This is a genomic window from Curtobacterium sp. RIT-PI-V (assembly GCF_025642935.1).
Classification (GTDB): Bacteria; Actinomycetota; Actinomycetes; order Actinomycetales; family Microbacteriaceae; genus Curtobacterium.
This window is the reverse complement of the sequence record NZ_JANZKM010000006.1, coordinates 43,072-57,881: the sequence shown is the minus strand read 5'-3', so window position 1 is coordinate 57,881 and position 14,810 is coordinate 43,072. Positions and strand designations below refer to the sequence as shown.

12 protein-coding genes are annotated in these 14,810 nt (G+C 72.4%); 1 reads left to right on the top strand and 11 read right to left on the bottom strand.

Annotation, left to right across the window (positions count from 1 at the left end):
* Positions 1-35: 35 nt before the first annotated feature.
* The 6 genes from OGL88_RS06190 to OGL88_RS06165 all read right to left on the bottom strand — a co-directional run bounded on the left by OGL88_RS06190 (position 36) and on the right by OGL88_RS06165 (position 6,195).
* Positions 36-620: a cysteine hydrolase family protein gene (locus OGL88_RS06190; protein ID WP_263090594.1), complete on the bottom strand. Its 585-nt coding sequence runs from the start codon at positions 618-620 to the stop codon at positions 36-38.
* The gene (locus tag OGL88_RS06185; protein WP_263090593.1) at positions 617-2,089 is read right to left on the bottom strand and encodes a purine-cytosine permease family protein; all 1,473 of its coding nucleotides are present in this window, start codon (positions 2,087-2,089) and stop codon (positions 617-619) included. The genes OGL88_RS06190 and OGL88_RS06185 overlap by 4 nt, the downstream gene beginning before the upstream one ends.
* A gap of 24 nt (positions 2,090-2,113) precedes the next feature.
* Complete coding sequence (locus OGL88_RS06180) at positions 2,114-3,448, bottom strand: M50 family metallopeptidase (protein ID WP_263090592.1); 1,335 nt, start codon at positions 3,446-3,448, stop codon at positions 2,114-2,116.
* Between the two features lie 174 nt (positions 3,449-3,622).
* Positions 3,623-4,705, bottom strand: a complete 1,083-nt coding sequence (gene dxr / locus OGL88_RS06175) for a 1-deoxy-D-xylulose-5-phosphate reductoisomerase (protein WP_263090591.1) — start codon at positions 4,703-4,705, stop codon at positions 3,623-3,625.
* 2 nt (positions 4,706-4,707) lie between these two features.
* Positions 4,708-5,679, bottom strand: a complete 972-nt coding sequence (locus tag OGL88_RS06170; protein WP_263090590.1) for an FKBP-type peptidyl-prolyl cis-trans isomerase — start codon at positions 5,677-5,679, stop codon at positions 4,708-4,710.
* 6 nt (positions 5,680-5,685) lie between these two features.
* The gene (locus OGL88_RS06165) at positions 5,686-6,195 is read right to left on the bottom strand and encodes an OsmC family protein (RefSeq protein WP_263090589.1); all 510 of its coding nucleotides are present in this window, start codon (positions 6,193-6,195) and stop codon (positions 5,686-5,688) included.
* A gap of 58 nt (positions 6,196-6,253) precedes the next feature.
* Between OGL88_RS06165 and OGL88_RS06160 the strand changes: the two genes are divergently transcribed.
* On the top strand, positions 6,254-7,246 hold the full coding sequence (locus tag OGL88_RS06160) for an asparaginase (RefSeq protein ID WP_263090587.1): 993 nt from the start codon (positions 6,254-6,256) through the stop codon (positions 7,244-7,246).
* A gap of 5 nt (positions 7,247-7,251) precedes the next feature.
* On the opposite strand, the gene OGL88_RS06155 is transcribed toward OGL88_RS06160, so the two are convergent.
* The 5 genes from OGL88_RS06155 to OGL88_RS06135 form a co-directional block, all read right to left on the bottom strand.
* Entirely contained in the window at positions 7,252-7,920 is a 669-nt protein-coding gene (locus OGL88_RS06155) for a hypothetical protein (protein ID WP_263090586.1), read from the bottom strand.
* Positions 7,921-7,990: 70 nt separating this feature from the next.
* A complete protein-coding gene (locus OGL88_RS06150) occupies positions 7,991-9,748 on the bottom strand; it encodes an FHA domain-containing protein (protein WP_263090585.1) in 1,758 nt (585 codons plus the stop codon).
* Between the two features lie 188 nt (positions 9,749-9,936).
* The gene (locus OGL88_RS06145; RefSeq protein ID WP_263090583.1) at positions 9,937-12,396 is read right to left on the bottom strand and encodes a DUF3488 domain-containing protein; all 2,460 of its coding nucleotides are present in this window, start codon (positions 12,394-12,396) and stop codon (positions 9,937-9,939) included.
* Positions 12,393-13,805 carry a DUF58 domain-containing protein gene (locus OGL88_RS06140; RefSeq protein WP_263090581.1) on the bottom strand — a complete coding sequence of 471 codons (1,413 nt, stop codon included), beginning with the start codon at positions 13,803-13,805 and terminating at the stop codon, positions 12,393-12,395. Before OGL88_RS06140 ends, OGL88_RS06145 begins: the two co-directional genes overlap by 4 nt.
* Positions 13,802-14,773 carry an AAA family ATPase gene (locus OGL88_RS06135; protein ID WP_123294288.1) on the bottom strand — a complete coding sequence of 324 codons (972 nt, stop codon included), beginning with the start codon at positions 14,771-14,773 and terminating at the stop codon, positions 13,802-13,804. The genes OGL88_RS06140 and OGL88_RS06135 overlap by 4 nt, the downstream gene beginning before the upstream one ends.
* Between the last annotated feature and the right edge of the window lie 37 nt (positions 14,774-14,810).

Sequence of the window (14,810 nt, the reverse complement as noted above, 5' to 3'; positions counted from 1 at the left end):
TCGCCCCGACCGTCCGGCCCGGTCACACCGGACGTTCAGAGCCGCGCGGCGCTGTCCACCACGGTGATGAGCGGCGCGTACAGCCGCATCGCGTCGAGCGCGCGCTCGTGGTCCGCGTCGCTCGCCCCGGCGCAGGCGTCCGCGACGACCGTCACGGTCGCTCCGGCGTCCGCCGCCGCCAGGGCGGTCGACAGGACGCAGCAGTCGGTCGACACGCCCGTGAGCACCAGGTGCGGGTGGTCGCCGACAACGGCCTGGAGGCCCGTGCCCCACTTGCCGAACGTCGGCTCGGTCACGACGGGGTCGTTCCGGTCCCCTGCCGCACTCGCGAAGGGCTCGGTCAACGCGTACAGCGGGTCGGCGTCCGGCACGAGGGCGAAGGGCCACTCGCGGTAGTACGGCACCCAGGCGCCCTGCGGGCGCTGGGGCGCGACGAACCGGGTGAACACCGTGCGTCCGGTGAACCGGGGCAGCAGGCGCTCGATGCCGACTCCGGCGTGGTCGTACCGCGGCGCGGCCCACGGGGACTCCCCCGTGAAGACCTGCTGCATGTCGATGACGACGAGCCAGGCGTCGTCGGGGACGCTCGTGCTCCCCGACGTGCTCACCGCTCCGCTCACCGCTGTGCTTCCTGGAGCCGGACGGAGCCCCGGGCGAACAACAGGGTGCCGAGGAATCCGACGACGAGCGCGACCAGCACGCCGAGGTTCGCGTAGGCCCAGGCGCCGTCGCGTCCGCCGAGGCCGAACGGCCCGAGCAGGTAGCCCTGCCACGACAGCCACGCCGGCGACGCCAGCGTGACGAGGCCCCACCCGAGCGCCGTGCCGACCGCGACCAGGGCGATCGCGCCCCACCGGACGTCGCCGTAGCGGCCGCGACGGTCGTCGAGCTCGCCTTCGGCGTAGGCAGTGCGCCGGAGCAGGACGTCGGCGACGAAGATGCCGGCCCACGCGGCGATCGGCACGCCGAGGGTGATCAGGAAGGCCTGGAACGGGCCGACGAAGTCCGTTGCGAAGAAGGCGATGTAGATCGCACCCGCCACCATGAACACGCCGTCGACCCCGGCGGCGACCGGCCGCGGGATCTTCACGCCGACGCTCAGCAGCGCCAGGCCCGACGAGTAGATGTCGAGGACAGCACCGCCCACCAGCCCGAGGATCGCCACGAGGGCGAACGGGATGAGGAACCACACCGGCAGGATCGACGTGAGGGCACCGATCGGGTCGGCACCGATCGCGGCGTTCAGGTCCGGCGATGAACCGGCGAGCAGGACACCGAAGACCACGAGGACGGCCGGTGCGAGCGCCCCGCCGAAGGTCGTCCACCCGACGACTCCCCCGGTGGACGACGACCGCGGCAGGTAGCGCGAGTAGTCGGCAGCGGCGTTCACCCAGCCGAGGCCGAACCCGGTCATCACCAGGACGAGTGCACCGATGAACTGCTGGCTGCTGCCCGTCGGCAGCGCGGCGATCGCGCCGAAGTCGATGGACGGCACCGCGAGCACCACGTAGACGACCGTCAGGACCGCGGTGATCACCGTGATCCAGGTCTGCAGGCGCATGATCACGTCGAAGCCCGCGACGCCGGCACCGACCACGAGCGCGGCGACCACGACGAGGGCGACGACCTTCGTCAGCACCCCGCCGTCCCAGCCGAGCTCGGTGAAGACCGTCGAGGTCGCGAGGACCGCCAGCGCGGCGAGGGCGGTCTCCCACCCGACGGTGAGGATCCAGCTGAGGAAGGAGGGCACCCGGTTGCCGCGGACCCCGAAGGCCGCGCGGCTCAGCACCATCGTCGGCGCCGACCCCCGCTTGCCGGCGATCGCGACGACGCCGCACAGCAGGAACGAGAACACCACCCCGACGACCGAGACGACGGTCGCCTGCCAGAAGGAGATCCCGAACCCGACGACGAACGATCCGTAGGCGATGCCGAGGACGGAGATGTTCGCCGCGAACCACGGCCAGAACAGTCCCCGCGGGGTGCCCTTGCGGTCGGACTCGGCGATGACGTCGAGGCCCTGCCGTTCGACGGTGCGGACCTCGGGCGCGGCGGTGGTGGGCCCGGAGTTCGTGGGCGCTGTGCTCATCCGCTGAGCGTAGCGCCGCAGCGACTACCCGAACAGGTTCACGGGCCGCACGATGTCGGCGTAGATCAGCAGCGCACTCATCCCCGCCAGCAGCACCACGACGACCATCGTGAGCGGCATCGTCTTCGCCAGGTCGATGGGGCCCGGGTCCGCCTTGCCGACGAGCGTGAAGGACCGTCGCTTGATCGCCTCCCAGAGGGCGCCGGCGATGTGCCCGCCGTCGAGCGGCAGCAGCGGCACCATGTTCAGCACGAACAGGCCGATGTTCAACGAGGCCAGCAGCCCGAGGATCGTGTACGCCTTGTCGACCACCGGCACGCCGCTCATCGACGAGACCTCGCCGATCGCTCGGCCGACACCGACGACCGACACGGGGCTGTCCTGCGACCGCTCCTGCGCGCCGAACGCCGCGTTCCAGACGGCGACCAGCCGCTGCGGCAGGTCGATGATCAGGTGCGCCGACGCGGCGATCTGCGCACCCGTCGCGGGCAGCACCTCGGCCGGCGACTGCCGCACGAGCGACTGCCCGATGCTGACGCCGACCACACCGACCCGCTGGGTCTTCGTCGTGCCGTCGTCGTTCGTGACGACCTTGCCCTCGGCGTCGTAGACGTCGCGGGTGGCGGTCGTCGGGGTGATCTCGAGCGTCTTCCGGGCACCGTCACGCTCGACGACGACCGTCACCTGCTCGTTGGCCGACTCCTGGAAGACCTCGGAGACGCGCGCGATGGTCGGGTCCTGCTCACCGTTGACCGAGAGCACGACGTCGCCGGACGCGATGCCGGCCTGCTTCGCCGGCGACTCCGCATCGCCCGAGGTGCACTCGGTCGTCTGGCTGGTCGGCAGGACGCAGTCGACGCTCGACGTGAACGTCGTGGTGGGCGACCCGAAGCCGCACAGCAGCACGCCGAACAGCACGATCCCGATCACCAGGTTCATCGCGGGGCCAGCGACCATCACGATGATGCGCTTCCACGGGGTCAGTCGGTAGAAGGCGCGGGAGTCGTCGCCGCCGGAGTCCGCGATCTGCTCGGCGCTGGCCTGGCGGGCGTCCTGCACGAACGCGCCGTACATGCCGGTGTTCGTGATCGCACTCGGGCGGCCGGAAACGCGCGGCTTGAGCATGCCGACCATCGAGATGTAGCCGCCGAGCAGGATCGGTCGGATGCCGTACTCGGTCTCACCCCGCTTGAACGACCACATGGCCTTGCCGAACCCGAGCGAGTACTGCGTCACCTTGACGTTGAACAGCTTCGCGAAGGACAGGTGCCCCAGCTCGTGGAGTCCGATCGAGACCAGCAGGCCGATGATGAAGACGACCACGCCGAGGACGAAGAGCAGGACGGATTCGACGGTCACCGGGAAAGGGTACGGGACGCTCGCCATGACGGAGCCGAGCGCCGTCTGAGAGGTGGGACGGGCCTCTCCCCACCGGCACGGCCGTCCCGCCGCTGGCGCGTCGCGCCGGAACCGGCGGTGTGGGCCCAGTCCGTCACGTGGTGACCACGCGACCGACGGGAGGCGCGGATCGCGTCAGCGGGTCAGCGCGCGGTCCGCCGCGGCGCGGGCCCAGTGCTCCGCCGCCAGCACGCCGTCGAGTGACCGCTCCCCCGCCACGTGCTCGTCGACGACGCGCTCGACCGTGTCGACGATGTCCAGGAACCCGATGGCGCCCGCGTGGAACGCGGCAACGGCCTGCTCGTTCGCCGCGTTGAAGACGGCCGGGTAGGTCCCGCCGAGTTCGCCGACGCGCTTCGCGAGCGCGACGGCACCGAACGCGTCGGCGTCGAGCGGCTCGAAGGTCCAGGTGCTCGCCGTGGTCCAGTCGAGCGGCACGCCGACGCCGGGCACCCGGTCCGGCCAGGCCAGGCCGAGCGCGATCGGCAGGCGCATGTCCGGCGGCGAGGCCTGCGCGATGGTGGAGCCGTCGACGAACTCGACCATCGAGTGCACGATCGACTGCGCGTGCACCGTGACGTCGATGCGGTCGTACGGCACTCCGAAGAGCAGGTGCGCCTCGATGACCTCGAGCCCCTTGTTGACGAGCGTGGCGGAGTTCGTCGTGACGACGAGTCCCATGTCCCACGTGGGGTGCGCCAGCGCCTGCGCCGGGGTGACGTCGCGGAGCTGCTCGCGGGTGCGGCCGCGGAACGGACCGCCGCTCGCCGTCAGGACGAGCCGCTGCACCTCGGTGTCGGCACCGGAGCGGAGCGCCTGCGCGATCGCCGAGTGCTCGCTGTCCACCGGGACGATCTGGCCCGGCGCCGCAGCCTGCTGCACCAGGGAGCCGCCCACGATGAGGCTCTCCTTGTTGGCGAGCGCGAGGGTGGCGCCGGTCTCGAGCACCGCGAGCGTCGGCCCGAGGCCGACCGACCCCGTGATGCCGTTCAGGACGACGTCGGCCTCGACGCTGCGGACGAGCCGCTCGGAGTCTTGCGCCCCGAACGCCGTGTCGCGCACGCCGAACCGGGCGGCCTGTTCGGCGACGAGGTCACGGTTGCTGCCGGCGGTCAGACCGACGACCTCGAACCGGTCCGGGTTGCGGGCGACGACGTCGAGCGCCTGCGTGCCGATCGAGCCGGTGCTGCCGAGGACGACGATGCGACGCCGGGCCACGGTCAGCCCTTCGCGAGGATGTCGACCACGAAGACGAGCGTGGCGTTCTTCGGGATGCCCGAGCCCTCCTGCGGGTTCGCGCCGTAGGCGTCCTCCGGCGTGGCGACGATCAGCACCTGCGAGCCGACCTTCTGGCCGACGAGCCCGGTGACGAAGCCCTTGATGAGTGCGCTCTCGGAGACCGTGAAGGTCGTCGGGGCGCCCTTCGACCACGAGGAGTCGAACTCCTTGCCGGTGCTGTAGACGACGCCCTTGTACTGCACGAGGGCGGTGTCGCCGTCGGCGATCGCGGCGCCGTTGCCCTGCTTGAGGACCTCGACCGTCGTCTTCGTCGGGGCCTTCACGCCGTCGGGGATCGTGATCTCCGGCTCGCCGCTCGACTTGTCCGTGACCGTCGGGAGCGCCGGGTCCTGGTCCTTCGGGGTGCCGTTGGCCTTGGTGGGGGTCTGTGCGACGACGTCGGCGACGACGACGATCTCGCCGCCGGTGTTGAAACCGAGAGCCGACGACTGGCCCACGGCGGCCACACGGTCGCCGACCTTCGAGCAGGCGAGCAGGGCTCCGAAGCCCGAGCCGCCGACGGACAGCACCTGCGGGTTGCCCTCGTCGAAGCCGACGGTGCCGAGCTTCTTGGCGTCCTTGGCCTCGTAGACCGTGTAGGACACCTGGGCGTAGTCGCCCTCGTCGAGCGACGCGCCCTTGCCCGAGACGAGCTTCGTGGCCTGCGGCGTCTTCGCCGACAGACCGGCCTCGAACTTGACCGTCGGGGCCTTCGTGCCGCCGAACGAGCCGGTCGCGCGGATCGTGTCGGAGGACTTGCCGGGGTCCGGGCAGGACGTGATCGCCGAGGCGGTCGCGCTGGCGGTCGGGGTCGGCGAGGCCGTGGACCCGTCCGAGCCGGAACCGGAGCATGCGGCGAGTCCCAGCACGACGGCGGGGACGAGGGCGATCGGGAGCAGGCGCAGACGCTTCACGGGAACCTAGTCTGCCCCACCCGCTGAAGAGTCCCCTGCCAATGTCGCAGCACGGACGACGGTCTCGGCCTCGTGGCGCACCGGGAACGACACCGACCGGGCGATGAAGCAGAGCTGGTTGGCCGTGGCGTGGGCGGCCTCGGCGTCGGCGACCCGGTCCGCCTCGAGGATCGTCACGACCGGGTGCAGCGTCGCCCCGGTGAGCTCGCCCGAGCCGTCGCGGTTCAGGTTCAGCGACGCCGTGGCCGTGTCGCGGTAGTCGACGACGGTGAAGCCCTGGGTCACCGCGACGTGCAGGTAGCTGAGCATGTGGCACTGGGCCAGCGCGGCGACGACGAGTTCCTCCGGGTTCCAGCGGTCGCGGTCACCGCGGAACGTGGGGTCGGCCGAGCCGGCCACGTCGGGCTTGCCGACCGCCGAGACCACGTGCTCGCGCCCGTAGTCGCGGTAGCCGGAGGTACCGGTGCCGCGGTCTCCCGTCCAGCTGACGGAGACCTCGTAGGTGTGGTCCTGCACGGGTGCTGCCCCTTCGTCGGCGTCACTGGCGGTCGTCCGCCCTGGCTAGCATGGCGGCATGACGGTGAGCCACGAAGTCCGCACTGATCGCCATCCTCTCACCGCCGACGGGTCGGTCGAACTCGCGGTCCTCGACCGGTCGGGGTTCGACGAGAGCCGGCACATCGGCGCCGGGGTCGTGGTCGACTCCGCGGGTGCCGTGGTCGACTCGGTCGGCGACGTCGCCGCCAGCATCTACCCGCGCTCGACGATGAAGCCGTTCCAGGCCCTGGCCGTCCGCCGAGCCGGTGCACTGTTCTCCGACGAGGAACTCGTCCTCACCACCGCGAGCCACGCCGGTACCGCCGCGCACCAGGCACTCGCGCTGCACATGCTCGAGTCGTTCGACCACGTCGAAGCCGACCTCGGGTGCCCGCCGGACATGCCCTTCGACCGCGCGACCGGACGGACGATGGACGGCCCCCGGCGCCTGGCGATGAACTGCTCGGGCAAGCACGCCGGCATGCTCGCCGCCTGCCGCGTCAACGGATGGGACGAAGCGACGTACCTGGACATCGAGCACCCGATGCAGCAGCGCGTCCGCTCGGTGGTCGAGGAGTACACGCACGAGACGGTCGACCTGGTCGGCACCGACGGCTGCGGTGCCCCCGTGTTCCCGCTCACGCTGTCCGGACTGGCACGCGGGTTCGCCGGCGTCGTCGCTCGGGCGGACGACGACTCCGCGGCGCTGACCGACGCAGTCCTGGCGCACCCGTGGGCGATCGACGGAGTCGGGCGGGCCAACACCGTCACGATCGAGCGGCTGCAGGTCCTGGCGAAGCTCGGTGCCGAGGGCGTCATGGTGATGGGGCTGCCCGGTGGGGCCGCGGTCGCGGTGAAGGTGCTGGACGGGTCGCAGCGTGCAGGCACCCTCGCAGCGCTCACCCTGCTGCAGCGGAACGGGCTGGTGGGTGCCGACGGCGTGGCCGATGTCCTGACGGCGACGGGTGAGCAGGTGCTCGGCGGTGGCGTGCCGGTCGGCGTGGTCCGGGTCGGCTCCGGCTTGCGCTGAGTCCGTCACCCGACGAGTTCAGGGAGCACCGGGAGCACCGGGAGCACCGGGAGCACCGGTCTGACCGTGACACCGCGTCGGTCGGGTGGGCGACGCACGGTGCAGCCGTAGCGGGTGACCTCGACCGCTGCGTCCCACAGCCGTGGCATCGTGCCGAGACCCGGGACGAGCACGACCGTGCCCTTCGGACGTCCGGAGCGGTCGAGGCGAGCGAGCACCGCCGTGCCGTCGGGCATCGCTGGACCGTCGCCAGCGAGGGTTCCGATCCTGCCGGCTGGGCGGAGGTCGTCCCACGGGTCGGCGGTGGCGCGGAGCTGTTCGGCGATCGCCCGGAACACCGCGGCGGCGAGTGCCCCGGTGCCGACGACCACGACGTGACCGGCCACGTCGGTCTCCCACGGGACACCGTCCGGGCCGTGGCCGAGCAGGAGCCGTCCGGGTGCGCTCGGACCGAGGGGCTCGATCGGCGCTGCGGCGTCGTCACCGGACAGCGACTCCGGTTCGCGGGGCCCGCCTGCGCCGGACCGGTGCAGCAGGACGTCGAGCACCGCGCAGCACCCGGCGGCTGCGAACACCACCGCACGGGAGGCGCCGTCGAGGGGCACGGACACCCCGGCGAGGACGAGCACGACGGCCGTCCCGACCAGGACGCACCGAGCTGCGAACAGGGTCATGCCTCCATCGCAACAGGACGGCGGCGCCGCCGGGGCGCCGACGACCGATCTGTGGAGAAGTCCGGCAGCGCTACTGCACGAGGAAGAACTGCTCGCCGATGTCCACCCGGGCACCGCGCTCCACGCGGTACCGACGGCCGGGCTCGCAGCGACGGATCGAACCGTCGATGTGCCGGACGACGGTGCCGTTGCCGGAGAACCGGTCGGACACCCACAGGTCGTCACCGTCGCGGCCGAGCTCGAGGTGGGTCTTCGACACCGACTTGCCCGGGTCGTGGACGGTGAGCAGGTCGTCGTAGCGCTCCCCCGGCTGCGGACGGGGCAGACGACCGAGCAGTCCGGTGCCGTGGACGCCGAACCGCTCGCCGGTGCTGAAGTGCAGCAGGAACGGCGCGCGCGTCGGGGTCTTCGAGACGATGCGGGTCTCGTCGACGTCCTCGTCGAGCTCGTCGGCGTCCGCACTGGCCCGAGCACGGTCCGACGGCGGGAGCGGGAGCTCAGGTGCCGTCGCGCCGGGGACCGGTGGCAGCGGCGCGGCGAGCGGGGCCTGTGGGGCTTGCGCCGGCGGAGCCCAGGACGGTTCGGGATCCTGCGGTGCTCCGTGCGGTGCCGCGTACTCGGGCCCGGACGACTCGAACGGCTCGGTCACCGGCGCTGCGTGGGCGCCGCGAGGACGCCCACCCGGGCGCGAGGCCTCGCTGTCCGGCAGGGCCGACTCGTCGTCGGCGGCGGTCTCGTCGGCCACGGCCTCGACGGACCCGCTCTCATCGGACCCGGTCTGGTCGGAACCAGTCTGGTCGGAACCGGTCTCGTCGCTCGTGATCTGGTCGTCCGCGGTCGCCTCGACCGGGATCTCGTCGTCCGGCACGTCGGTCGACGACGACCCGCCGGCTCCGGCCGACTCCACGTCGGAGTGCTCGGTCGCCCAGTCCGGACGCGCCATCGGCAGCGGCACGACCGGTCCGGTGAACGCAGCGGTCACGGCGGGACGGACTGCTCCGCACTCGCCGCAGAAGATGTCGTCGGGCTCGAGGCGGTTGCCGCAGACGTGGCAGATGGTCGTGGCGTGCATGCCCGGCGTGACGAGCGGCGCGGGCCGAGGCGGTCGGCGGTCGATCAGGGGCTCGACGACGGCGGTGTCCCCCGGCTGCGGCGGCGACACGACGAGCGCGGCGGCGGTCGGTTGGTCGAGCGCACCCTCCTGGACGGGCTCGCCGGAGCGGGTGGACGACGTGTCGTGGGCGCCGTCGGTCTCGACGTGCACGGGCGCGTCGTCCGTCGCGCGCAGGGACGCCTCGGAGTCGTCGAGCGTGTCGTGGGGCGTGTCTTCAGCGGCGGCCGGTGCACTCGGGACCGGCGGGACGACGGGAGCGGACTCGGCTCCGGACGCGGGCTGCGCAGCCTCGGTGGTGGCACCGCGGCCGACCCACCAGGACGGGCCGGCCGGCGCTGCGGGCGGGGCCGGAGCGACCGGTGGCGCCCACACGGGTGCCGGCGCCTCGTCAACAGGCGGCGGGGTCGCGGAACGGTCGTCGACGGGGGCCAACCGGGTCCGCTCGGGGTCGTCGGCGAGGACGTCTGCGGGCTCGGAGCGGTAGGCGTCCGGGTCCAGTGGCGGTTCATCCTGGGCTGGTGCTGCGCCGGGCTGCGCGGCCGCGTTCGGCCAGTCCCCGAGGCCGGAGCCCGCACCGTGCACGTGCGACGGTGCGTCGCGCGGGGCGAGGTCGTCGGGGCGTTGGACGGGCACCGCGGCCGGTGGCTCGGTGCTGCGGCGGTCGGCACCGGTCAGCCACGCACGGGTGGCTGGGTCGAGGGTCGACTCGGGCAACCATGCATCGGCCGCGGGATCGGAGCGACGGCCGTGGGAATCGGGCTGCTGCAGGGGCGGCGGCGGCGCCTGCTCGACGGGGGTCGCAGCGACCGGCCGACGGCTCGCTCCGGCGGTCACCGCACGTCCGCACTCACCGCAGAAGATCGCCCCCTCCGGGAGCATCGATCCACAGTGTTCGCATCTGATCACGGTCTGCCTCTGTCCTCACTCGGCCGTCCACGACGCTCGTCAGGCCTCCGGCCATCGTAGTCACCGCGTCTCGCCGAGCCCTGACCGGTGGTCGTGCGCAGCCGATCGGTTCCGCGCAGGGACCTGAGCGACACGGCGGTGCGGAAGCGTTCACGGCGCGTCCGACCGGTGCGCAGCGTGCCCACCGCATCGTCCGTCGCCGACCACATCCGGTCGGCGGCGGCTTGGTCGACGTCGCTCGGGCCGAACACCGCCCGGTCGGCGAGGGCAGCCAGTCCGGTCCCGCCCTCACCCGGAGCACCGGCCACCGTCTCGCGTCGTGTGGCCGATCCGGCCACGTCGTGGCCACGGTCGAGGAGCGCATCGCGGTACTCGTCCCAGGCCCCGACGATGCGACCGCGCGGCGTCGGAGCACGCCGGCGCCGTCGGCGGCGGACCCGCTTCAGCAGGACGATCACCCCGAACGGCAGGAGCACGAGGGCGATCAGCCCCAGTGCACCGAGCACCCAGGGCAGCACTGCGAGCAGGATCTGCAACCACAGCGGCTGCACGGGCGGCGTGTTCCGGTCGCTCTGCGGCGGCGCCTGCTGGTCCTGGTCCTGCTGGTCGACGGGAGGCGGCGGCACGACGGTCTCCGGACGGGTCACCGGCTGCGGCGTCTGCTGCTGCTCGTTCGGGATCTCACGGACACTCGGGTTCGGGTTGAGCATCACCCACCCCCACTGCGCGGTGTCGACCTCGATGCGCGCGGTGACGTCCGAGCCGCGGAACGTCGTCGTGCCCCCGCTCGCCGACGCCCCGCCGGACCCCGAGTCGCCGCCGGCTGTGAAGCCCATGACCACCCGTGCCGGGAACCCGAGCTCGTCGGCCATCAGCGCAGCGGCGGCGGCGTACTGCTCCTGGTCGCCGATCATCAGCGGCGACGTCAGGAGCTCCTGGATGCGGTCGGCGCCGTGCCCCGAACGGCTCATCCGGTCGTCACCGACGCCGTGGCTGACGTACCCGTTGCGCTTGAGCGCCTGGATCACCGCGACGAGCTTCGCACCCGACGTCGCATCGGTGTCGGTCGTCGCCTCGACCGTCTCGCGGACGGCGTCCGGCACGTCGCGCGCCGTCGGGACCGCGGCGCTGCCCGGGCGGGCCGCTGCGAGCTGCTCGTCCGTCGGCTGGTCGGGGACCACGGCGGTCAGGTCGTAGGAAGTGCCTTCGCGGACACCGCCGACCACGGCCCCCGTCTGCGTCGAGCCGTTGAAGAAGAAGGACCCGCGCTCGTCGTCGGCGTCGGTCCCGGTGAAGTCGACGCGCTCCAGGTCCCCGACCGTCGGCAGCCAGACGCCGCTGTAGCCGTCGACGGTCACGCCGACGCGCACCCTGGTGCCGTCCACGCCACGGACGTCGACCGACGTCGGCACCCGCTCGAACGTCCCCGACGACGAGGAGCCGTCCGACCCGCCGACGCGGTAGACCACACCGTCGTAGCTGTCGAGCGTCGCGATGCGCACGAACCCGTTCTCCGGTAGTCCGGTGACCCGGAGCTGTGCAGTGTCCGCCGCGCTCTGCTCTTCGTACGCCCGGAAGCCGCTCAGCGGGCTGACGTAGTCGCGGGGGTCGAACGGCTTCACGACGTCCGTGCGGGCCACGGTGCGCTCGTTGGTCGGCGGCGCGACGAGCCCGAGCCCCGTCGCGACGACGGCCGCCGCGACGATCGTCCCCGTGCCGACGAGCGCCGGGCGCACGACGGACCGTGCGATCGGCACCGACGAACCGATCGTGGTCGCCACGGCGACCGCGCGACGTGCGTGCCGCACTGTCAGCGCCCAGACGAGCGCGATGGCGACGAGCACGACTGCCGTCACGATCGACGTGTCCAGCCGGCTCGGCCCGACGACCACCCCGATCGCGAACAGCACCAGTGCCGGGATGCTCGCGAGTTCCTGCCTGGAGGCCCGGGTCGCCACGCTCACGGCCGTCACCGTGGCGACGAGGAGCGTCACGAAGTACGGCACGAGGAGCGCCTCGTACGAACCGACCGGCAGGCTGATGGTCACCAGCTGCTTCCACCCGAGCGCGACACCGGCGAACAGCGCGAGCAGGCCCTGGCCCGTGGGCAGGACCCCGTTGGCCTGACCGGGCACGGCTGCGGGCACACCGGCGAGCGTGAACGCCGCCACCGTCGCGATCGCCACGACGACCAGCGGCAGTCGCAGGACCGCGCCGACGAGGGCGACGAGGGTGCCGAACACGATCGCGGCCACCGCCGCGACGATCATCGAGTCGTCACGGTAGACCGGCCACCACGACACGCTCGCGACCGCGAGCAGCAGCCACACGACGAGGGTCCCGCCGGCCAGACGGAACGGCACGAGCCGCCGGGCGTCGCGGCGATCGGAACGCCGGGTCGACCGACGGGCACGCTCCGCAGGCGGCGTCGGGGTGCTCACCGGAGCGGCGCTCACGCGGCGGCCGATCGGTGCAGGGCGTGCCGGAGGTCGTCCAGGTAGCCGATGGTCATCACGGTCAGCCCCGCGACCCGCAGGAACCGTGGCTGCGCTTCGGGCTCGCAGATCACCGCGACGACCTCGACCCCCACGGGGAAGCGCGTCGCCGCGAGCCGGAGCGCCGGCAGCCCGATCGTCGAACCGACGACCAGGAACGCCACCGAGATGCCCTCGGTGTCGCTTCCGATGATCCGGGAGACCTCGGCGACGGGCAGGCACGCATCGGCGAGTCCGACCGAGGCGAAGTCGTCGAGCAGTCGCGTCGGGGTGACCGTCGGCAGGGTCCGCACCGCGTAGACGGCACGCTTTGCGAACTCCGGGGTGCGTTCCGACACCACGACCGAGACCTCCCGGCCGTCGCGGATCGCACGGGCACCGAGCGACGCCGCAGCGCTCACCGCGAGCTCGAACTCCTCGTCGTCCCCGAACTCGGACCGGGCGATGCCGAGCGCCACGACGAGGTGCGAGCGGCGCGTGTCCTCGAACTGGCGCACCATCAGCGCGCCCGACTTCGCCGTCGACTTCCAGTGGATGGTGCGGGGGTCGTCACCGGGCATGTACTCGCGGATGGCGTGGAACGCGATGTCGGCCGGCGACAGGTCGGTGGTCGCCTGCCCCTCGAGGTCGCGCACCAGCCCGGTGCTCGTCGACGGGATCGCGATCGTGCGCGGGTGCACGATGACCTGTTCGCGAGCGGTCCAGACGACTTCGCGACGGACGAGCCCGACCGGGTCGGCGCGCACACCGGTGACCGGACCCACGTCGAGCACGCCGCGGCGCACGGTCGGCACCGGCACCAGCTGCTCGAACGTGCCGTGCGCGCCGATCGCCGGGATCGCGACGTCGACGAGGCCCGGGCCGACCGGCACCTCGACCGTCGTCGGCACCGAGGGCAGACGCGTCGGGTTCTCCGCCGTGACGACCACGCCGGCCTCGTCGCCGACCGCCACTCGGTGCTGCGGCAGGCGCATCCGGATCACCAGCCGCGTGCGGCCGATGAGCGCGATGGCCGCGACGACGACGAGCACCGCTCCTGCGAACCCGACGACGACGATCTCCCGCAGGCCGAACCGGTAGCCGGCAACGAACGCGACGAGCGTGAGGGCCGCGACCGTCCACCCGAGCCCGGTGACGACGGACGAGACCTCGCCCCAGGAACGCTTGACGAGCCTCCAGGCCGTTGCCCAGACCCGGACGATCCCGACGACCGCATCCGCGGCGACGCCTTCGCGGTCACCGACGATCCGTGAGCGGACGTTGGTCAGGCCGGCGACCGTCCCCGTGCGCTCGTACGCCGTCGTCCCGCGACGCGACCGCGTCGAGGACGGACGGCGTGAGCGCGTGGAGACGGGCCGGCGGTCCGTCACGTCGTGACTCGGTCGGCCGGCGGCGGCGTCTCCACCAGCAGCTGTGCGATGACGCTCGGCGCGCTGACACCGTCGAACTCCGCCTCGGCGTCGAGCACCAGGCGGTGCGCGAGCACCGGGACGGCGAGGGCCTTGACGTCGTCCGGCGTGACGTAGTGGCGGCCGCTCAGCGCGGCGAGCACGCGTGCCGAACGGATGAGGCCCATCGCGCCGCGGACACTGACGCCCAGGCGGACTTCACTGGCCGAACGCGTCGCGTCGACCAACCGTGCGACGTAGTCGGCGATGACGGCGTCGACGTGCACCGTGCGGGCCAGCGCCGCCATCTCGGTGATCGTCGCCGCGGGCACGACGCTCGCGAGCGGGACCGATGCCGACGGAGCCGACGAGGTCTCGAGGATCTTGACGGTGGCGGCGTGGTCGGGGTAGCCGATCGAGGTCTTCATGAGGAACCGGTCGAGCTGCGCCTCGGGCAGACGGTACGTGCCGGCCTGCTCGATGGGGTTCTGCGTCGCGATGACCATGAAGGGGGCCGCCAGGCGGTGGTTCACGCCGTCGACCGTGATCGCCGACTCCTCCATCGCCTCCAGCAGGGCCGACTGCGTCTTCGGACTCGCACGGTTGATCTCGTCGGCGAGCACGATGTTCGCGAAGACCGGGCCGCGGTGGAAGTCGAACTCCTGCGTGCGCTGGTCGTAGACGCTGATGCCGGTGATGTCGCCGGGCAGTAGGTCGGGGGTGAACTGGATGCGGTTCGTCGTCCCCTGCACGCTCTGCGCCATCGCCCGCGCCAGGCTCGTCTTGCCCGTGCCGGGGACGTCCTCGAGGAGCAGGTGGCCCTCGCTGAGCATCGCGGTCACCGCGAGGCGGATCACGAACGTCTTCCCGAGGAGCACCTGCTCGACGTTGGTCACGATGCGGCCTGCGACGTCGGCGAACCAGGTGGCCTGCTCCGGGGTCATGCTCATGCGGGGGTGGTCCTCGTCGTCTCGGGGGATGGCGGTG